Source organism: Gilliamella sp. Choc6-1, assembly GCF_001690385.1.
GTDB lineage: Bacteria > Pseudomonadota > Gammaproteobacteria > Enterobacterales > Orbaceae > Gilliamella > Gilliamella apicola_A.
The window spans coordinates 102,139-120,278 of the sequence record NZ_LZHI01000064.1 but is presented as its reverse complement, the minus strand read 5'-3'; the positions used below and the strand labels follow the sequence as shown (position 1 = coordinate 120,278).

The following is an 18,140-nucleotide window of genomic DNA, read 5'->3' as shown; positions in this document are numbered from 1 at the left end:
TATTTCTCAATTCTTTCAGTTCTATATATTATTGGAATTTATGTCTTGCTTTTTCTAACTATCTTTGTCCTCTTTGTGTCAAAGCGGGCATTAGGCTTTTTTTACAAAGCAAGCTTTAAGCATAATTTTTATTCCGTCAATTTTACAATCGATTTCATGATCGCCTTCAACTAAACGAATACCTTTAGCTTTAGTTCCTTTTTTTAAAACTGTTGAAGACCCTTTCAATTTGAGATCTTTTATAAGCAAAATATCATCACCATCCGCAAGTAAATTACCATTACTGTCTTTAACCTCTAATTGAGATGATTCAGTAGTTGTTTGATTTGGATCCCACTCATGTGCGCAAATTGAGCAGACAATTAAATTACCATCAGGATAAGTATATTCCGAACTACAATCGGGACAGTTAATTGTTGATTCCATCTTGTTTCCTAATTATTTAAAAACTAGATTATAGCATAAGTAATACAAATTTTATTGAAATTACTATATACATTATATTTATTATCTAAAAAATAACATGAATATAAAGATTTGATGAAAAATTCAGTTTTTTTAATTATAAAGACTTTATTATTTGCTCTTTGCACGAATAGGGGTATCGTGTAATATAGTGGCATCATAAAAAATAAAAATTGTGAACGTTGTATGAAACCATCTATTAAATTACTTTCAATGCTTTTATTTATACTGTCATTAGTTGGTTGTGGATTAAAAGGTCCACTTTATTTTCCTACAAATGGGGCAATGGCATTAACTCAATTACAGTTATTCGATAAAATCGCTTAGCGGGATAGATGAATGGATTTTTTACATTATCAAAACGGCCATTTAAAAGCTGATAAAGTAGCAATTTCTGATCTTGCAGCGCAATATGGTACCCCATTGTATGTTTACTCTGCAAACTATATTGTCAAGCAATTTTTAGCTTATGAACGATCACTTACAAATTATAAACATTTAGTTTGTTATGCGGTTAAAGCAAATAGCAATTTATCGGTTTTAAATTTATTGGCTAAATTGGGGGCTGGTTTTGATATTGTTTCACAAGGTGAATTGGAACGAGTGCTTAAAGCGGGTGCAGATCCTAAAAAGATTGTTTTTTCTGGTGTGGCTAAATCCATTGTTGAGATTGAACGGGCATTACAAGTTAACATTAAGTGTTTTAATGTTGAATCTGAAGCTGAGTTATACCGTATAGATCAAGTAGCTAAACGTTTGGGTACAGTCGCGACTATTTCTTTAAGAATTAATCCTGATGTGGATGCCAAAACTCATCCTTATATTTCAACAGGCTTACGTGAAAATAAGTTTGGCATTAGTTATCAGCTGGCACTCGATGTATATCGTAAAGCCCAAACGTTAACCAATATAAAAATTGCCGGTATTGATTGCCATATTGGATCACAATTAACAGAATTATCTCCATTTCTAGATGCTGCTGATCGTGTACTTAAATTGGTTGATCAACTAAAATCAAACAATATTCATATTGAACATATTGATTTAGGCGGAGGATTGGGAGTTTGTTATGATAATGAAAATCCGCCGAAAGCATCAATACTTGTTAAGGAATTAGTCAAAAAGTTAGCAAATTATAAGGGTATTGAAATCATATTTGAACCAGGTCGGTCAATTGTTGCTAATGCAGGTCTATTAATTACAAAAGTGGAATATCTCAAACATCAAGATAATAATCATTTTGCTATTGTTGATGCAGGTATGAATGATTTAATTCGCCCATCACTTTATAAAGCTTGGATGAAAGTTTTGCCAGAATTAGAACCACAAGTTGATGATGAAAAATATATTTACAATGTTGTTGGACCGATTTGTGAATCAAGCGATGTTTTAGCTTATCAGAGAGAGCTTTCTATTAAACAAGATGATTTACTTGTTGTATGTAGTGCTGGCGCTTATGGGTTTAGTATGGCTTCCAATTATAACAGCCATCGACGTCCGGCCGAAGTAATGTTGGTTGATGAACAACAGCATAAACTAATTCGTAAGCGTGAATCATTTGATGATTTATGGCGTGGAGAGATTGTTTGATAATTTTTAGCCAATAAGCAAACAGTAAAATTAAAAGATAATAGCGTTTTATAATATAAGGTAAATCACGATGAACTTTTCAAAAATGCATGGACTCGGAAATGATTTTATGGTCATAGATGCGGTAACGCAAAATGTTCATCTCTCGGTAGAAACGATAAAACGTTTAGCAGATCGCTATACTGGCGTTGGATTTGATCAGTTGCTAATTGTAGAGCCACCTTATGCTCCTGATAGTGATTTTCATTACCGAATATTTAATTCAGATGGATCAGAAGTTCAGCAGTGTGGCAACGGAGCCCGTTGTTTTGCTCGCTTTGTTCGTTTAAAAGGATTAACTAGAAAACGAGTTTTAAATGTAAGTACCATGAAAGGTAATATTGTATTAACAGTTAATGATGATGAAACTGTACGGGTAAATATGGGGATGCCTGTCTTTGAGCCAAGTAAAGTTCCTTTCAAAGCAATTAAAGAAGAAAAAACTTATATTATTCGAGCACAAGGACAAACAGTTTTATGTGGCGTTGCTTCCATGGGCAACCCTCATTGCATAATACAAGTTGATAATATCATTACTGCTCAGGTGGCATCCCTAGGGGCATTATTAGAACAACATGAGCGTTTTCCTGAACGGGCTAATATTGGGTTTATGCATATAGTTAATCGTAATAATATTAATTTGCGCGTATTTGAACGCGGTGTAGGTGAAACGCAGGCTTGTGGCAGTGGTGCATGTGCGGCAGTTGCCGTTGGTATTAATCAAGGTTTACTTAATGACTATGTCTCGGTTAATTTGCCTGGCGGTAAATTGCTTATTGAGTGGAAAGGAGGGAATCATCCACTTTATATGACAGGACCTGCAACACATGTATATGACGGATTTATCGCTATATGATCAAAAATTTTACGTTATTTTTTTGTATTATATTAGCTGATTTGAACAGAAAAAATGGATCTAATTATAAGATATTATGATTAAATTTAAAACACTTTATATTTGGATTTAATTGAATAGATTATGGTTAAGCAAAATACTCAAGATAAAAAAAAGCGAGTTTTATCAAATAAAATAAATGATAACCTTGTTAATCAATATTTAATTGATAATCCAGACTATTTTATTCGTAATGCCAATTATATTGAATCAATGCGGGTTCCACATCCTATTCGGGGTGGAATTTCATTGCCAGAGTGGCAAATGGCTAGGCAACGCAATAAAATAAAACAATTAGAATCAGAAATTACCTTACTAATGGAGAACGCGAGTGCTAACGAATTATTATTTAGCCAGCTTATTAATTTATACCTTGAGCTTATTCAAACATCGAATTTAAATGAATTAATAGAATCATTGAATAATTGGGCAAAATCACTTGGTCTTAGTGGAGCTTATTTGTATCTATTTGATGATAAATGGTTACTTGGCGCTCCATCAAACTATCATTATTTTGCTATTAATTCATCAAGGTTTGATTTTATTCGTGTTCGGCATTTACAGTACAGTAAACAGTATTTAGGCACCTTAAATTCAACCGAATTGGATTTTTTATTACCTGAACATGGTTATGTTGGATCGGTAGCATTATCTCTATTGGGAGCATTTGGGGATTTAGGGATTTTAATTTTTACTAGTACTAGCCCAAGGCATTATCAAGCAGGGCAAGGGACATTGTTATTGGAAAAAATAAGCGAAATACTACCAATTTTAATTGGTAAGTGGATTATGCGAATAAAGTAAGGAAAAATTATGATTCAATCTCTTCAAGATCAAGTCCCTTTACTTACACAACCTGTCGAGGAATACCTGAATTATTTGAAGTCCGAAAAACAGCTTAGTACCAATACTCAAATCAATTATCGGCGCCAACTTTATGCACTTATTGCATTAGCAAAAGAAATTGAAATTTCAAGTTGGCAAGATTTAGATACTTCGGTAGTGCGTTTATTGATGGGGCGTAGCAAACAAACTGGTTTACAAGCTAGAAGCTTATCCCTAAGATTGTCTGCATTACGGAGTTTTTGTGATTGGTTAGTAAAAAAACAGGTGCTTAAGGCAAATCCAGGACGGGGAATTTTAAACCCTAAATTAGGTAAACACCTTCCCAAAAATATCGATATTGATGAGATTAACCAATTGCTTAATATTGAATATAATGATCCTCTTTCTGTTCGTGATAGGGCAATGCTTGAAGTGATGTATGGGTCTGGGTTGCGTTTATCTGAATTGGTTAATATTAATTGCCGAGAACTAAATCTAACTGACGGTGAGATTCGTGTGGTGGGGAAAGGCGGTAAAGAGCGTAAGCTGCCATTAGGCGGAGAATCCATAAAATGGATTAAAAACTGGCTCTCAATGAGAGATTTTTTAAGACCTCAAGGTGATGCTTTATTTGTATCAAAATTAGGTCGCCGGATTTCCCCCCGTAATGTAGAAAAACGTTTTGCACAAATAGGGGTTAAACAAGGTTTGAGTTCTCATGTTCATCCACATAAATTACGTCACTCATTTGCCACCCACATGTTAGAGTCAAGCCGAGATTTACGTGCTGTGCAAGAGTTATTAGGACATGCCGATTTATCAACAACTCAGGTTTATACTCACTTGGATTTTTCACACCTGTCAGAAGTTTACGATTTAGCTCACCCAAGAGCAAAAAGAGGAAAATAGCGATGCGATTTTATCGATCCTTAAATGCTATAAAAGCGATGACTTTTGATCTCGACGATACATTGTATAATAACAGCATGATTGTTGAAAGGGCTGAAGAAGAGATGGTAAAAATACTTCAGCATTATGATCAATTGCAGCACATTACTCTTTCTGATCTTTATACTGAAAAAAAAAGAGTGCTAAATGCCAACCCAGAGATTTATCATGATGTTATCGTTTGGCGAATTGCAACAATTAAATCATTATTAACTAAAGCTAGATGGCCAGCGTCAAAGATAGAAAACATGATTAATGAAACAATGGCATGTTTTAATTTTTGGCGACATAAAATGCAGATACCCCAATCAACACATGTATTACTGTCCAAGTTAGCAACCAAAATACCTCTGGCGGTAATAACAAATGGTAATGTTGACATTAACCAAATAGGTTTAAGCCACTATTTTCAATTTTCATTGCGAGGGGGTGCGAACGGCCGTTCAAAACCTTTTCCTGAAATATTTGAATTAGCTGTACGACAGTTAAAGGTACCTGCTCATCAAATTTTACATATTGGAGATAATTTATTCACTGATGTGAATGGGGCAATTAAGAGCGGTTTTTTAGCATGCTGGATCAACATTTTTCAGCAAGATATTTTCCATCTTACTGAGGCAAGATGTTTACCACATGTTGAAATAAGCCAATTGCTAGAATTAGATAATCTGCTATAATTTACATATGTATAAATAGACAGTAAAATGAATGTAATCATTTATTGCATTTAATAAAATACCTATCTTGATATCCTGTTTGCCGACAGCCAACAAACAAAATATTGAAAGATAATAAACGTATAGATAATACTTTGGACATCAATTTCGATTAAAAATTGTTATTATCGTAATGGGTTTCAACATAATGGAAATTAAACAATCATTATTAAACGATCTTAATTTTGAACAAAAAAATGCCGTCACAAATGATAATCAATACACTATAGTGCTTGCTGGTGCTGGAAGTGGTAAAACTAGGGTATTAGTTCATCGTATTGCATGGCTTTGTATTGAAAAAAAATATTCGCCAAACTCGATCTTTGCTGTAACTTTTACTAATAAAGCTGCGGCTGAAATGCAAGAACGTATTCAAGCCTTAATGGGGGAAGGCTATTTTAATGGCATGTGGGTTGGTACATTTCATGGGTTAACGCATCGTTTATTGCGTATGTTTTCTCAGCAAGCTAACCTTCCATCTAATTTTCAGCTTATCGATTCGGAAGATCAAATGCGCCTAATAAAGCGAATTTTTCGTGAGTTAAAAATTGATGAAAAGCAGTGGTCTGCTAAGGAATGTGCTAACTTTATTTCTAATCAAAAAGAGCGAGGTTTACGTGCTAGTGATATGATACTAGAAGATCCTAAACAAATGATGTGGCAAACCATTTATCGCGATTATCAAGCCATTTGTGATAGGGTAGGATACGTTGATTTTTCAGAATTAATTTTAAGAACATACGAATTACTTTGTCGTGATGACGAGGTTTTGAACTATTGTCATCATCGTTTTTCAAATATTTTGATTGATGAATTCCAAGATACTAACCAGATTCAATATCAATTGGTACAAAAATTAGCAGGCACAGCAGCTAATGTTATGATTGTAGGCGATGATGATCAATCAATTTATAGCTGGCGAGGCGCTAACGCCGATAATTTACAAGCATTTATTAATGATTATCCAGAAACTGAAATTATCCGCTTAGAACAAAATTATCGTTCTACCAGTATTATTTTAGATGCAGCAAATAAACTTATTGCCAAAAATCACAATCGGTTAGGTAAAAATTTATGGACAGATCGAGGGGAAGGCGAAAAGATTTCGTTGTATGTTGGATTTAATGATATTGATGAAGCTCGATTTATTATTGGTCAAATAAAAAAGCGCCATGATGAGGGTGACAAATATGCCAGTTGTGCAATTTTATACCGCAATAATATTCAGTCTCGTCTATTTGAAGATACTTTGTTACAAGCTGGATTACCATACCAAATTTATGGTTCTATTCGATTTTATGAGCGACAAGAAGTGAAATTAGCGTTGGCTTATTTGCGATTATTACATGATCATGATAATGATATGGCATTTGAAGCAACGATTAATACGCCAACTCGTGGTATAGGTAATGTTACCCTTGATAAAGTTAGACTAACAGCAAAGCAAAATAGTATTTCATTATGGAATGCTTGTTTATTGTTAATTCAAAAGGGTGGATTTACGGAAAGACAAAGATCTGGAATTAGCCGTTTCCTGGAGCTTATTGGCTCAATTTATGATGACGTTGTCACAATGCCATTTTATGAACAACTTGATATGATTATTAAATTATCAGGCGTGCTTCAAATGTATGAGCAAGAACCAGGTATAAAAGGGCAATCAAGGCTAGAAAATCTTGAGGAGTTGATTTCAGCTGCTGAACAATTTTACCATAACAATGAAAATACAGTAATTGAAGATCATGAAACTGGAAAAACGCTGACAGTACTTGAATCATTTTTATCATACACATCACTTGAAAGTGGAAATTTTATAAAAGAGCAAGATTCCGTCCAGCTTATGACATTGCACTCAGCTAAAGGACTTGAATTTGATAATGTTTTCATTGTTGGGTTGGAAGAAGGTATTTTCCCAACACAACGCTCTATACAAGAAACAGATAGATTGGAAGAGGAAAGGCGCTTAGCCTATGTTGGTATAACAAGAGCACGAAAACGTTTAACATTGTCATTAAGTGAATCAAGGCGCCTTTATGGACGTGAAGAGCGAAACCTGCCTTCCCGATTTATAACTGAACTGCCTATTGATAGATTAACTGAAATCAGTTATCGAGGGATTTTAGTCACACCAGAGGTAAAATGTAAAGACATAAATAAGGAAAAACGTAAACAATCTTATATAGAAAAAAGCCGTGAAAGCGACGGTTATATATTAGGCAAAAAAGTCATGCATAATCGTTTTGGCGAGGGAACAATTATTAACGTTGATGGGGAAGGAGACCATAGACGTGTTCAAATTGCTTTTGTTAACGAAGGAGTAAAATGGCTAGTGGTAAAACTGGCTAATCTTACCTTAATTTAAGCTAATTGGGGTTTTTAGCTTACTTAAGTTCCTTATAAAAACAAGGAGCAATGCATTAAATATTGCTCTCTAAGAATTTCGGTAATTATCTATTATCTTTTAATGATTCTAAGAAAACCTCATCAAAGGTGCGAGCCGAGCGATTACAAATCCATTGATTATCCACATAATCAAAATGATATCCTTGCTGATGTGTAGCTAGCCAAATTTGAAAAAGGGGCTCTTGCGTATTAACAATAATTTTACTATTATTGGGAAAACTAATGGTAATGACATTTCCGTTGGTTTCATAGTCTAAATCGATATTATGCTCATCAGCATAATTATCTAAAGTTCGTTCAACCCTATTAAAGAGTTGCTCTGTTAAAGTATAAAATTGCGCGATGTTCATAACTATATATTCGACTCAATCTCTGTAATGCAAAGATATTAGCATAAACCAATCTTATTTGTCATCATACAATGATAGGAATATTGTAAGATATTGATTAGCTTTTTATTTGATTTTTTTAAAATTTTTTGGAAAATATAAAATAGTATACTTTAAAAACAACGGTTGATTAAGGCTTTGCTAATAAACCCATATCAAGTGAACGAGTTTTATAAAAAATATTTATCGCAATAATTGGTTATCTAATTTTCGTCTTCTTGCTTTTTACCAATTTCGGATAAATCAGACGTATTTTCAGAAATAGTTTGTAATTCATTAGGCTGATTATCTTGCTCTTGCTGCACTTGTAATAACTCAATAGCTTTTAATTTTTCATCAATTTCAGTTTTTATCTTTGCTTCGATAGATTTTATATCAGGGCGAGTTGCATATAAAACTTCTTTATTCAAATCACCTTGAATTGAGCAAGTTAACCTGCTTTGTTCTTCCGTTATAGTTTCTAAATAAAGTGCTTTTTCAATTGTTTTTCGTCTTGGAAAGGCCATATCAATAGAATGAGGATTATCTTGCCAAACTGGTGGCTTAGAATTAAGATCTAGCATTTTAGCATTTGCAGTATAAATTTCAAAATTGAATTGTAGCCAATTAACATTATTCAAAGCTTTTTTAGCATCTTCAAGATTATTATCAATAATAAATCCCCAATAATAAAATTCGCCAGAAGAAGATGTTGAAATATAGATATTTTGATATCCTGTTATTGTTAACCCATGATACTTAAATGGTTTTTTGAACATTACTTTATTTCTATTTGTATCTTTAATGGATTCGACGGGAATATATGTAACATCGTTATCAGTTGTTAAAGTAACATATTTGCTAAATGGTTTCTTATATTTAGCTAATTTTTCAAAAAATTGATTATCACATTCTAAAAATGCATCTATTATATTATTGGTATCATTTGTATTGATTTTGCTGTGAGCAAATGTCATACAAGATATAAATGATGCACAAAGCAGCATGGAAATTTGTTTTAATAGCATGGTAGTTTCCTATATTTAATATTTCATCCAATAAATTACTATGTCATAGTAAATTATCGTAAACATTGATGTCAATCTTCCAAATTAACATCTTCAATAAAAACAAGTAAATCTCCTTTTTCAAAAATGATATCAACTGAGCTAGATGTTGCTTTATTACGTAAGCTTACGAACTTTCCTAAAGACAATGTTTGTTTAATTAAAGGGTATTTAACCCCTGTAATGGTTAAATCTGTAACCTCGGAAAGAGGCATAAATGAGATTATATGATTTTTTATATTAATAATTTTATGATGATCTTTTGCAAAAAAGAAGTGACAATAATTGTCATAAAAAGTTATTTGATATTGGTGATAATACTGCATAGCGACGGAAAGGTTACCTAAGAAATGATCGCTGGCATGACCGGAAGCGCCATAAACATCAAATTTGGTTATACCCTTATTAATAAGAAATAAAATTGCTTTTTCAAAATCCGTTTTATTTTGGTCTGGTGTATGAATGATCTCAGTTTTATTAGGAATCACACAATTGGAGTTTAAGCTATCTAAATCGCCTATAATAAAATCAGGGATGATTGGTAAATTAAACAAATAATTATGGTAAGCACCGTCAGTACAGGCAATATAATTATATTTACTTATGTCATTTGGGTAGCGTATTGGTGGTTCACCATTAACTAGTAGTAAGGCTTTATTTTGTGTCATTGCACCATCCTTATGGGGGGATATAAATCTAATGAATAAGCCATAATAATTGCATCTTCTTGTTTGCTGTCTTTGGTCGGATAATAATTTTTTCGAACCGTGATTTGGTTAAAACCTAGCGCATGATATAGCCTAATTGCTGGTGTATTTGATTGTCTAACTTCAAGCCAAAGCGTTGAAATAGGGCAAGATAATTCCATAGTTAGTAATTCTTGTATCAAATGGTTGAGTAAAGCTTTTGCTAGTCCTTGTTTTCTAAAATCGGGATGTATTGCAATATTAAATAAATTTGCTTCATCAGCTGCTTGTTGGCAGATACAAAATCCCACTATTTGGTTACCAATCGTTATTTTAAAATTTAAGTAGCGATCACCTTGGTTTGAAAAGAACGTCTGTTTTGACCAAGGTATCTCATGACAGATCAGTTCTAATTCAAAAGCATTTATTAAATCATGTTCAGTTAGGGGAGAAATAGTTTTCATATTGACATAATTGTTGCCAAAGTAGGCGTTTTTGTTGTGGTGTTTTAGCAAGAAGATCTAAGTTAATTGTTTGAATTATCAATGAATTCTTCCAAGATTCATCTGGCGTAATATTAATAAACCAAATTACCTTTTTAATTTCATCTGCAGGTATAATTAGTTGTTGTGGCGTTAAAAACAACACTTGTTCTTCAGTTAGATGAATAGCATTTAAAATATCATAATAGATTTTTTGTGTTGGTTTTTGCTCTGCAACCACAATCAATCTAATTTCTTCATTTATTTGTGTCGCTATTTCACCTTTGAAAACATTAGCATTCCTCAAAACGTATTGAGTTATGTTGCACTGTTTTAGATACCAATCTTGTAGTGTCATTATTGACTTACTGTTTTTTATTAGAGATTAAAGATAGTTAATTGTATAATCAATGCATCAATTTATAAAGGTTTTTCATTGAGGAAATATGGCAACATCTGCTTTTACCCCAGCAAGTCAAGTACTTGAGCGTCACCAAACGTTTTTTAACGATAAAAATGTGTTGATAGCTGGTGATATTCAGGATAATTATCCATCTATTATGCCGGCAAATCAAGTTAAGATTCATTGCACACAATTTCATACTTATTTACGTCTAAAAGCTAGTGCACGAGGCAATCATACCTATTTTTCATTGTTGCCAGAAGCGGATTTTTACGTTGGAATAAACACACTGATTTACTATTGGCCCAAAACGAAAAGTGAAGCGCAGTTTCAGCTATCGTATTTATTACATAATATGCCTAAAGGGAGTGATATTTTTATTATTGGTGAAAATCGCACAGGCGTAAAAAGTGTTGAATCTTTATTAGGCGATTTTGGAACAATTCAAAAAATAGATAGCGCAAGACGTTGTGGTTTATATCATTTTCAGGCAGAAAACCGTTTAGCCTTTGATCTTGATGAATGGTGGCTAAGTTATCATTTAACTATTGAAAATCAAGATATCGAAATTAAAAGTTTGCCAGGTGTATTTAGCCAAAAAGGGTTAGATGCTGGTAGTGAATTACTGTTAAATGCATTGATGGATCGTACTGATATTATTAAAGGTAATGTATTAGATGTGGGGTGTGGTTCAGGCATCTTATCCACGGTGATAGGTAAATTATCCCCTGATATTGCACTAACGTTATCTGATGTAAGCAGTGCGGCAATTGAATCAAGTAAAGCCACGTTAAATAGTAATAATGTTAATGCAACGGTTGTGGCAAGTGATGTTTTTTCTAATCTAAATGATAAATATCATTTAATTGTTTCTAATCCACCATTTCATGATGGAAAACAGACTGATTACACGGCCGTCAATACGCTAATCAAAGAAGCGAAAAAACACCTAAAATTAAATGGTTATTTGTGCATTGTGGCAAATTCATTTTTACCGTATCAAACCATCTTAGATGAAACATTCAAAAGTGTTGAAGTGATTGCACAAACGACAAAATTTAAGGTTTATTTAGCCAGCTACTAATAAGCTCAGTTTGCTTATTTTGTTTTAAAAGAAAAGAATAAGTTTTAAAAAATAGGGCGATGCTATCGCCCTATTTATAAAATGTAAATATTTAGACTTAAACTGATTTTATTATTTGTGGAATTACTCGCACTGTTTACAGCAATTTGGCAAACGACTTCAAATTAAATAACCCTAGAAAACTGCTGCTGCCTTGCCATTTTTCGCATGTAAATATCAAAGCACATACAAATATTGCGTATCAATAAATGCCCTTTATGTTGGACTTCAATTATATTGTTATTGATTGTCACTAATCCATCTTTTTGCAATGGTGCCAGTAATTTTAAATCTTCAGCAAAATAATCATCAAATTGAATTTGGTATTGTTGTTCAATAACATTTTTATCTAAATGAAAATGGCAGATAAGCTGTTTTATCACATCACGACGAATCTTATCGTCACGATTTAAGGTGAATCCTTTCCATAATCCATGTCCTTTTTGCTCAACCTGAGTTTGATAGATTTTTAGATCTTTCTGATTTTGCGCATAACTATCACCTAACATACTAATGGCCGACACACCAAGTCCAAGTAAATCAGCATCGCCTTGAGTTGTATACCCCTGAAAATTACGATGCAATTTATTTTCTTGTTGAGCAATAGCTAATTCGTCAGTAGGTTTTGCAAAATGATCCATACCAATAAATTGATAACCCGCTTGAGTTAACTTTTTAATACTCGTTTGTAGAATCTGTAATTTTTGATTGGCATTAGGCAAATCATCATCTTTAATTTTACGTTGGGCAGCAAAACGGCTAGGTAAATGGGCATAATTAAAAACACTTAAACGATCGGGCGAAATAGCAATGACTTTATTTAATGTTTCAGTAAAACTAACAACAGTTTGTTTGGGTAAGCCATAAATAAGATCTAAACTAATTGAATGAAAATGGTTTTTACGCGCTTGCTCAATTAGTGCGCGAATTAAGTTTTCGTCCTGCTTTCGATTGATTAGGTTTTGTATTTCATCATTAAAGTCTTGAATGCCCATACTTAATCGATTAAAGCCAACATGGGCTAAATGATCGATAGTTTCGGGGGTAATTTCACGAGGATCGATTTCGATTGATAGTTCCGCGTTATTTGCAAAATGAAAGTGCTTTTTTAGTGATGCCATTAAGCGAGATATTTCATCATTTGTTAAAAATGTTGGTGTACCCCCTCCCCAGTGCATTTGTGTCACTGTACGGTTATCAAATAATTTTGCACGGTTGGCAATTTCAATATCTAAAATATCAAGGTACTTGGTAACTTTTTGCATTTGACGAGTAATGAGCTTATTACAACCACAAAAATAACAAAGCTTATGACAAAACGGAATATGTACATAAAGCGATAATGGCTTTGTAGAGTAAGCGGTTGTTGCTAATAAAAAATCCTGCTCGCTGAAGTTTTCATTAAATTCAAGTGCAGTAGGGTAAGAGGTATATCTTGGACCAGAATAGTTATATTTTTCAATTAATGCTTGATCCCATAATTGCGTATTGCTCATCTAATTACTTCCGTTTAAATCTGTATTTGCTGTTGTTTTTATGAAGTTTTAATATTGGTTTTTGCTGATTTCTAATTTTGTTTTTAATTTTAATGCGACTTGTTTTATTTAAATATAACAATGTACAAATTAATAACCCAAAATATAAACTTAACATAATTAATATTGGCATTACGGCTTACTCGCTTTTAAGTTATCAATTTATAGGATTTAAATTTCGGGCAGAAATTTAATCATTAAAGTTACCGTCCTGCCCATATTGAAAAACACTATTACAAATAATTTTATATTTTTGTCATTAACTGCGTTTTAAAAAACTAACAATATCTTCTTCTTTTTCGTCTTGATCTTCAAACTCATCATCGGTATAGCCTAGCTCTTGCATCAGTTCGTCGATTCGATTTAATTTACTGTCAAGGTAGGATTGTTGTTCTTTAGTTAGTTTGTTATTTTGTTCAACTAAATCAAGCAACATATCTAATTTTGGATCGTTTTCTAATTGTTCTAATTCTTGTTGTGGCGATAAAACCGTTTTTATTGATTTAGGTTGCTTAACCCGCTTTTCTATATTTCTAGAATCTTCAAGAATTAACGAAATAGGTTTTTTACTCCCAATACGGGGATCCTTTAACTCTTTTGGAGTGTTTTTATTTTTGTTGGGCCCGCCATTATTAAAACGTGATCCGCTCGGCAAGCCCTTATGTTTGCGTTTACGTTTCAGTTCTCGAGATTCTTCATTAATCTCTTGACGACTTTTTTGGGGTTTCTGTTTTGATTTGTTTTTTAACATAAAGTCTCTATCTAATATTATGGTTAATCATTTTACAAACATATTTTATCAGTAAGTCCAAAATATAGCTATGATGAACAAGTCATGCTAATTTAAGATTGTAAAAAAAGAAATTTATGTATAATCTGAGTCAAATAAATTTGTTAGATCGAATTAGAGAACAATATAAAATGAAAAATCACTTAAGCCCTTATCTCAAATTTAATCGTCAAGAATGGGCTCGTTTACGTAGTACTGTGCCAATGACTTTAACAGAAGATGAATTAGTCTCGTTGCAAGGTATTAATGAAGATTTATCTATAAATGAAGTGAGTGAAATTTATTTACCTTTATCTAGATTGCTTAATTATTACATCAGCAATAATTTTAATCGGCAAGCTGTTTTATCTAAATTCTTAAGTAAAAGTCAAAAAACGCCCTATATTATTGGCATTGCAGGTAGTGTTGCTGTAGGTAAAAGTACTACTGCTCGAGTGTTACAAGCATTATTAACCCGTTGGCCTGAACATCGCAAGGTAGCTTTGGTTACCACCGATGGTTTTTTATATCCAAATAGATGGCTTGAAGAGCGTGGAATAATGAATAAAAAAGGGTTTCCACAATCTTATGATATTAAAAAACTTATTAACTTTGTTGCTGATGTCAAATCAGGACAAGATAAAGTCAAAGCGCCAGTATATTCACATCTAGTTTATGACATTGTCGAAGGTGAAGAAATTGTTATCGATTGTCCTGATATTTTAATTCTTGAAGGATTAAATGTCTTACAAGGCACTATAAACTATACCCAAGCCAATAATCGTGTTTTTGTGTCTGATTATGTCGATTTTTCAATTTATGTTGATGCTGATTTAGCATTGTTACATGATTGGTATGTGAGTCGATTCTTAAAATTTAGAGCAGGGGCTTTTAGTGATCCTAACTCTTATTTCAACCATTATTCACAGCTACCAGAACAAGAAGCGGTCAATATTGCTAATCGCCTTTGGTGTGAAATTAACGAATTAAATCTAATTGAAAATATTTTACCAACTAGAGAAAGAGCCAGCTTAATTTTAACTAAAGGTAAAGATCACAAAGTTGATTTGATTCAGTTAAGAAAATAAATTAATAGGAGTTTATATGAAGTCAGTAATTCAAGCAGTGACCAAATTAAGTATTATCGCTTTGGTTATTTCATTTCCGTTTGGCATTTATGCCTCTGATCATGTAGAAGGACTCACCTGTGAAGGAAAAAAACAGGCTATTGAGGTCGGAATTGAACAAGCAAAAAATCACAATAATATCCATAAGGTTGAAGGTCTTCAAAAAATATTAAAAGATATTAAGAATCATTGTTTAAATAAAGATTTAGAAGAAAAATATAAGAAAAAAATCCAAGAAAAGACAGATAAAGTAGCCAAAAGAACCCAAGAATTGGCTCAAGCAAAAACAAAAGGTGATAAACAAAAAATTACTAAGCAACAAATAAAATTAGCTGATGCCGAACAAGAACTTAATGAAGTTAAAGCTGAATTAGCTAAATTTTATAAAGAGCTTGAAGCAAATAAACCAACTAATAGCTTAATTCACTGATTCTATAATGACGTTTTAATTATAACCCCCATTACTGATTACTGACGATGGGGGTATTTAGTCTTTTGCATGGTATCTTATCCTAGCTAGACTTTTTTATTAAAAAAGAGTATGGTGTGCGTCTTGTTACGTGGTTCGTGAACCTCCCACGCTAAAAAACTAAGGAAAAATAATGAGTAAAATTACACTACTAGGCGATCAGTCTGTTCGCTATCCAACAACCTATTGTCCTGAAATACTCGAAACGTTCGATAACAAACACCCGAATAACGACTATTTTGTTAAATTTAATTGTCCAGAATTTACTAGCCTTTGTCCTATCACGGGGCAACCTGATTTTGCGACAATTTATATTTCGTACGTGCCGAATATTAAAATGGTCGAAAGTAAATCGTTAAAACTCTATTTGTTCAGCTTTCGTAATCATGGTGACTACCACGAAGATTGCATTAATATCATTATGAAAGATCTTATTAAATTGATGGATCCTAAATATATTGAAGTCTGGGGAAAGTTCACTCCGCGAGGTGGCATTTCGATTGATCCTTATGCTAATTATGGCAAATCAGGTACTCATTGGGAACAAGTTGCGGCTAATCGATTAGCCAATCACGACATGTATCCAGAAAAAGTGGATAATCGCTAATTTAATCTATCCTAACAGGAACAGTTAATGCAAACTCGTAAAGCACTAGTTATATTTTCTGGTGGGCAAGACTCAACCACCTGCTTACTGCAAGCCATTGCTGATTATGGACGTGAAAATGTTCAGGCAATCAGTTTTCACTACGGTCAACGTCACGCAATAGAACTTGAAAAAGCCAAATGGATCGCTGATGATCTTGGTATTGAGCAAACCCTCATTGATACTTCAGTTATCAAACAAACTACAAATAATGCGTTGATTGATGACGCTCAAGAAATTAAAGCAGCTCAAGATGGTGATTACCCCAATACCTTTGTTGATGGGCGGAATATGCTTTTTTTACTTTTAGCAGGCTGTCATGCCAAGCAGCAAGGAATTTCTGACATTATTATTGGAGTTTGTGAAACCGATTTTAGTGGTTATCCAGATTGTCGTGATGTTTTTATTAAATCAATGAATGTATCAATGAATTTAGCCATGGACTATGCGTTTAATCTCATCACTCCGCTGATGTATTTGACCAAAGCGCAAACGTGGGAAATGGCTGATAAACTAGGTTATCTTGATTATGTCCAAAAACATACCCATACCTGTTATTACGGTGTTGAAGGGGGGTGTGGTAAGTGTCCAAGTTGTTTATTGCGCAATAAGGGCCTACAAGAATATATGGCTCAAGCTAAATAAATTAATTCATTCATCATTGGTTTCTCTCACCCCATTAAAAAGGAAAAAAGATGCACTTAAATGTTCATTCAGAATCGATAGAAAAAAGTTTTACCCGTAAACAAAAGCAAAAAGCTCTTTACTGGTTGGCTTTTTTTCACATATTAGTTATTGCTTCAAGCAATTATTTAGTCCAAATTCCATTTGATATTTTGGGTTTTCACACCACATGGGGTGCTTTTACATTTCCATTTATTTTTTTAACCACCGATTTAACCATTCGAATTTATGGTGCAAGTTTGGCAAGAAAGATCATCTTTGTAGTAATGATTCCTGCCTTGCTATTTTCATATTCCATTTCGGTACTATTTTTTGAAACCCATTGGGTTGGATTATCAGCATTGACGGAATTTAATAGCTTCGTATTTCGAATTGCATTGGCAAGTTTTGCCGCTTATTTAGTTGGACAACTAATGGATATTACTGTTTTTAACTATTTAAGAAAAAACAAATCATGGTGGGTTGCCCCAACAGCATCAGCAATATTTGGTAATGGTATTGATACTATTGTCTTTTTTGCTATCGCATTTTATCAAAGTAACGATGAATTTATGGCAAATCATTGGATCGAAATTTCGTTAATGGACTATAGTTTTAAAATTCTAATTTGTGGGCTATTCTTTTTGCCTCTTTATGGGGTGATTTTAAACTTTTTATTAAAAAGATTAGTCTCACTACCCAATTCCAATTAATAATTTGATATATTTTATAATCAAAAATTTTTTTATTTAAAAGCTCATTTATTATTTTTCTTAAATGAGTTTTTAAAGCTGGCTATAATTGGAAAATTAATTCCACCTTAATTGCTATTTTATTAATATTTTTTCAAATATCCAAAATCACAAAAATCACAAAATCGTTTTTAAACATTTTTTGCCAAACATGGTTTGCCAGTGCATA

Annotated in this window: 21 protein-coding genes and 1 riboswitch; of the genes, 13 read left to right on the top strand and 8 right to left on the bottom strand. The window is 32.9% G+C overall.

All coding sequences use genetic code 11. The features are described 5' to 3' along the window. Positions 1-90 precede the first annotated feature (90 nt). The gene (locus A9G36_RS08340) at positions 91-426 is read right to left on the bottom strand and encodes a zinc ribbon domain-containing protein YjdM (RefSeq protein ID WP_034943272.1); all 336 of its coding nucleotides are present in this window, start codon (positions 424-426) and stop codon (positions 91-93) included. Between the two features lie 225 nt (positions 427-651). On the opposite strand from A9G36_RS08340, the gene lptM reads away from it, so the two are divergent. The 7 genes from lptM (at position 652) to uvrD (ending at position 7,840) form a co-directional block, all read left to right on the top strand. Further along, positions 652-792 (top strand): LPS translocon maturation chaperone LptM, encoded by a 141-nt coding sequence (gene lptM / locus A9G36_RS09930; protein WP_080715838.1) that lies wholly within the window; start codon positions 652-654, stop codon positions 790-792. Between the two features lie 12 nt (positions 793-804). After that, the gene (gene lysA / locus A9G36_RS08335; protein ID WP_065568884.1) at positions 805-2,055 is read left to right on the top strand and encodes a diaminopimelate decarboxylase; all 1,251 of its coding nucleotides are present in this window, start codon (positions 805-807) and stop codon (positions 2,053-2,055) included. Positions 2,056-2,125: 70 nt separating this feature from the next. Continuing rightward, a complete protein-coding gene (dapF, locus tag A9G36_RS08330) occupies positions 2,126-2,950 on the top strand; it encodes a diaminopimelate epimerase (RefSeq protein ID WP_065585630.1) in 825 nt (274 codons plus the stop codon). A gap of 123 nt (positions 2,951-3,073) precedes the next feature. Continuing rightward, positions 3,074-3,793 carry a DUF484 family protein gene (locus tag A9G36_RS08325; RefSeq protein ID WP_065573980.1) on the top strand — a complete coding sequence of 240 codons (720 nt, stop codon included), beginning with the start codon at positions 3,074-3,076 and terminating at the stop codon, positions 3,791-3,793. A gap of 9 nt (positions 3,794-3,802) precedes the next feature. Next, positions 3,803-4,723, top strand: coding sequence for a tyrosine recombinase XerC (gene xerC / locus A9G36_RS08320; protein WP_065568882.1), 921 nt, complete (start codon positions 3,803-3,805; stop codon positions 4,721-4,723). Positions 4,724-4,725: 2 nt separating this feature from the next. Beyond that, positions 4,726-5,439, top strand: coding sequence for a 5-amino-6-(5-phospho-D-ribitylamino)uracil phosphatase YigB (gene yigB / locus A9G36_RS08315; RefSeq protein WP_034943260.1), 714 nt, complete (start codon positions 4,726-4,728; stop codon positions 5,437-5,439). A gap of 187 nt (positions 5,440-5,626) precedes the next feature. Continuing rightward, positions 5,627-7,840, top strand: coding sequence for a DNA helicase II (gene uvrD, locus A9G36_RS08310; protein WP_065573978.1), 2,214 nt, complete (start codon positions 5,627-5,629; stop codon positions 7,838-7,840). Positions 7,841-7,925: 85 nt separating this feature from the next. Here uvrD and cyaY read toward each other — a convergent pair whose 3' ends face one another. The 5 genes from cyaY to A9G36_RS08285 all read right to left on the bottom strand — a co-directional run bounded on the left by cyaY (position 7,926) and on the right by A9G36_RS08285 (position 10,842). Beyond that, positions 7,926-8,231: an iron donor protein CyaY gene (gene cyaY / locus A9G36_RS08305; protein ID WP_034943255.1), complete on the bottom strand. Its 306-nt coding sequence runs from the start codon at positions 8,229-8,231 to the stop codon at positions 7,926-7,928. Positions 8,232-8,473: 242 nt separating this feature from the next. Further along, a complete protein-coding gene (locus A9G36_RS08300; protein WP_065573977.1) occupies positions 8,474-9,277 on the bottom strand; it encodes a hypothetical protein in 804 nt (267 codons plus the stop codon). A 71-nt stretch (positions 9,278-9,348) separates the two neighbouring features. Further along, positions 9,349-9,984 carry a thiamine diphosphokinase gene (locus A9G36_RS08295; RefSeq protein WP_034943250.1) on the bottom strand — a complete coding sequence of 212 codons (636 nt, stop codon included), beginning with the start codon at positions 9,982-9,984 and terminating at the stop codon, positions 9,349-9,351. Next, positions 9,981-10,466 carry a ribosomal protein S18-alanine N-acetyltransferase gene (gene rimI / locus A9G36_RS08290; protein WP_034943248.1) on the bottom strand — a complete coding sequence of 162 codons (486 nt, stop codon included), beginning with the start codon at positions 10,464-10,466 and terminating at the stop codon, positions 9,981-9,983. The genes A9G36_RS08295 and rimI overlap by 4 nt, the downstream gene beginning before the upstream one ends. Beyond that, a complete protein-coding gene (locus A9G36_RS08285; protein ID WP_065568880.1) occupies positions 10,441-10,842 on the bottom strand; it encodes a DNA polymerase III subunit psi in 402 nt (133 codons plus the stop codon). Before A9G36_RS08285 ends, rimI begins: the two co-directional genes overlap by 26 nt. A gap of 88 nt (positions 10,843-10,930) precedes the next feature. Between A9G36_RS08285 and rsmC the strand changes: the two genes are divergently transcribed. Further along, positions 10,931-11,971 (top strand): 16S rRNA (guanine(1207)-N(2))-methyltransferase RsmC, encoded by a 1,041-nt coding sequence (gene rsmC / locus A9G36_RS08280; protein ID WP_065573976.1) that lies wholly within the window; start codon positions 10,931-10,933, stop codon positions 11,969-11,971. A 164-nt stretch (positions 11,972-12,135) separates the two neighbouring features. Here rsmC and hemN read toward each other — a convergent pair whose 3' ends face one another. Then, positions 12,136-13,506: an oxygen-independent coproporphyrinogen III oxidase gene (hemN, locus tag A9G36_RS08275; protein ID WP_065568878.1), complete on the bottom strand. Its 1,371-nt coding sequence runs from the start codon at positions 13,504-13,506 to the stop codon at positions 12,136-12,138. Positions 13,507-13,804: 298 nt separating this feature from the next. Continuing rightward, a complete protein-coding gene (gene yihI / locus A9G36_RS08270; protein WP_065568877.1) occupies positions 13,805-14,296 on the bottom strand; it encodes a Der GTPase-activating protein YihI in 492 nt (163 codons plus the stop codon). Positions 14,297-14,466: 170 nt separating this feature from the next. Between yihI and coaA the strand changes: the two genes are divergently transcribed. The 5 genes from coaA to A9G36_RS08245 all read left to right on the top strand — a co-directional run bounded on the left by coaA (position 14,467) and on the right by A9G36_RS08245 (position 17,932). Beyond that, positions 14,467-15,402 carry a type I pantothenate kinase gene (gene coaA / locus A9G36_RS08265; RefSeq protein ID WP_034944588.1) on the top strand — a complete coding sequence of 312 codons (936 nt, stop codon included), beginning with the start codon at positions 14,467-14,469 and terminating at the stop codon, positions 15,400-15,402. A gap of 16 nt (positions 15,403-15,418) precedes the next feature. Further along, the gene (locus A9G36_RS08260; protein ID WP_051824979.1) at positions 15,419-15,871 is read left to right on the top strand and encodes a DUF1090 domain-containing protein; all 453 of its coding nucleotides are present in this window, start codon (positions 15,419-15,421) and stop codon (positions 15,869-15,871) included. 124 nt (positions 15,872-15,995) lie between these two features. After that, positions 15,996-16,040, top strand: a riboswitch (PreQ1 riboswitch). Positions 16,041-16,043: 3 nt separating this feature from the next. Next, entirely contained in the window at positions 16,044-16,517 is a 474-nt protein-coding gene (gene queF, locus A9G36_RS08255) for a preQ(1) synthase (protein WP_034912452.1), read from the top strand. A gap of 27 nt (positions 16,518-16,544) precedes the next feature. Further along, entirely contained in the window at positions 16,545-17,201 is a 657-nt protein-coding gene (queC, locus tag A9G36_RS08250; protein ID WP_034943238.1) for a 7-cyano-7-deazaguanine synthase QueC, read from the top strand. A 50-nt stretch (positions 17,202-17,251) separates the two neighbouring features. Further along, complete coding sequence (locus A9G36_RS08245) at positions 17,252-17,932, top strand: 7-cyano-7-deazaguanine/7-aminomethyl-7-deazaguanine transporter (protein WP_051824978.1); 681 nt, start codon at positions 17,252-17,254, stop codon at positions 17,930-17,932. Positions 17,933-18,140 lie beyond the last annotated feature (208 nt).

Bases quoted from the DNA above. Each gene is read 5' to 3' on its own strand.
- rsmC (WP_065573976.1), top strand. From the start codon at position 10,931: ATGGCAACATCTGCTTTTACCCCAGCAAGTCAAGTACTTGAGCGTCAC.
- dapF (WP_065585630.1), top strand. From the start codon at position 2,126: ATGAACTTTTCAAAAATGCATGGACTCGGAAATGATTTTATGGTCATA.
- queF (WP_034912452.1), top strand. From the start codon at position 16,044: ATGAGTAAAATTACACTACTAGGCGATCAGTCTGTTCGCTATCCAACA.
- xerC (WP_065568882.1), top strand. From the start codon at position 3,803: ATGATTCAATCTCTTCAAGATCAAGTCCCTTTACTTACACAACCTGTC.
- hemN (WP_065568878.1), bottom strand. From the start codon at position 13,506: ATGAGCAATACGCAATTATGGGATCAAGCATTAATTGAAAAATATAAC.
- A9G36_RS08300 (WP_065573977.1), bottom strand. From the start codon at position 9,277: ATGCTATTAAAACAAATTTCCATGCTGCTTTGTGCATCATTTATATCT.
- yihI (WP_065568877.1), bottom strand. From the start codon at position 14,296: ATGTTAAAAAACAAATCAAAACAGAAACCCCAAAAAAGTCGTCAAGAG.
- A9G36_RS08340 (WP_034943272.1), bottom strand. From the start codon at position 426: ATGGAATCAACAATTAACTGTCCCGATTGTAGTTCGGAATATACTTAT.
- A9G36_RS08245 (WP_051824978.1), top strand. From the start codon at position 17,252: ATGCACTTAAATGTTCATTCAGAATCGATAGAAAAAAGTTTTACCCGT.
- queC (WP_034943238.1), top strand. From the start codon at position 16,545: ATGCAAACTCGTAAAGCACTAGTTATATTTTCTGGTGGGCAAGACTCA.
- coaA (WP_034944588.1), top strand. From the start codon at position 14,467: ATGAAAAATCACTTAAGCCCTTATCTCAAATTTAATCGTCAAGAATGG.
- A9G36_RS08285 (WP_065568880.1), bottom strand. From the start codon at position 10,842: ATGACACTACAAGATTGGTATCTAAAACAGTGCAACATAACTCAATAC.
- lptM (WP_080715838.1), top strand. From the start codon at position 652: ATGAAACCATCTATTAAATTACTTTCAATGCTTTTATTTATACTGTCA.
- cyaY (WP_034943255.1), bottom strand. From the start codon at position 8,231: ATGAACATCGCGCAATTTTATACTTTAACAGAGCAACTCTTTAATAGG.
- lysA (WP_065568884.1), top strand. From the start codon at position 805: ATGGATTTTTTACATTATCAAAACGGCCATTTAAAAGCTGATAAAGTA.
- yigB (WP_034943260.1), top strand. From the start codon at position 4,726: ATGCGATTTTATCGATCCTTAAATGCTATAAAAGCGATGACTTTTGAT.
- A9G36_RS08260 (WP_051824979.1), top strand. From the start codon at position 15,419: ATGAAGTCAGTAATTCAAGCAGTGACCAAATTAAGTATTATCGCTTTG.
- A9G36_RS08325 (WP_065573980.1), top strand. From the start codon at position 3,074: ATGGTTAAGCAAAATACTCAAGATAAAAAAAAGCGAGTTTTATCAAAT.
- A9G36_RS08295 (WP_034943250.1), bottom strand. From the start codon at position 9,984: ATGACACAAAATAAAGCCTTACTACTAGTTAATGGTGAACCACCAATA.
- uvrD (WP_065573978.1), top strand. From the start codon at position 5,627: ATGGAAATTAAACAATCATTATTAAACGATCTTAATTTTGAACAAAAA.
- rimI (WP_034943248.1), bottom strand. From the start codon at position 10,466: ATGAAAACTATTTCTCCCCTAACTGAACATGATTTAATAAATGCTTTT.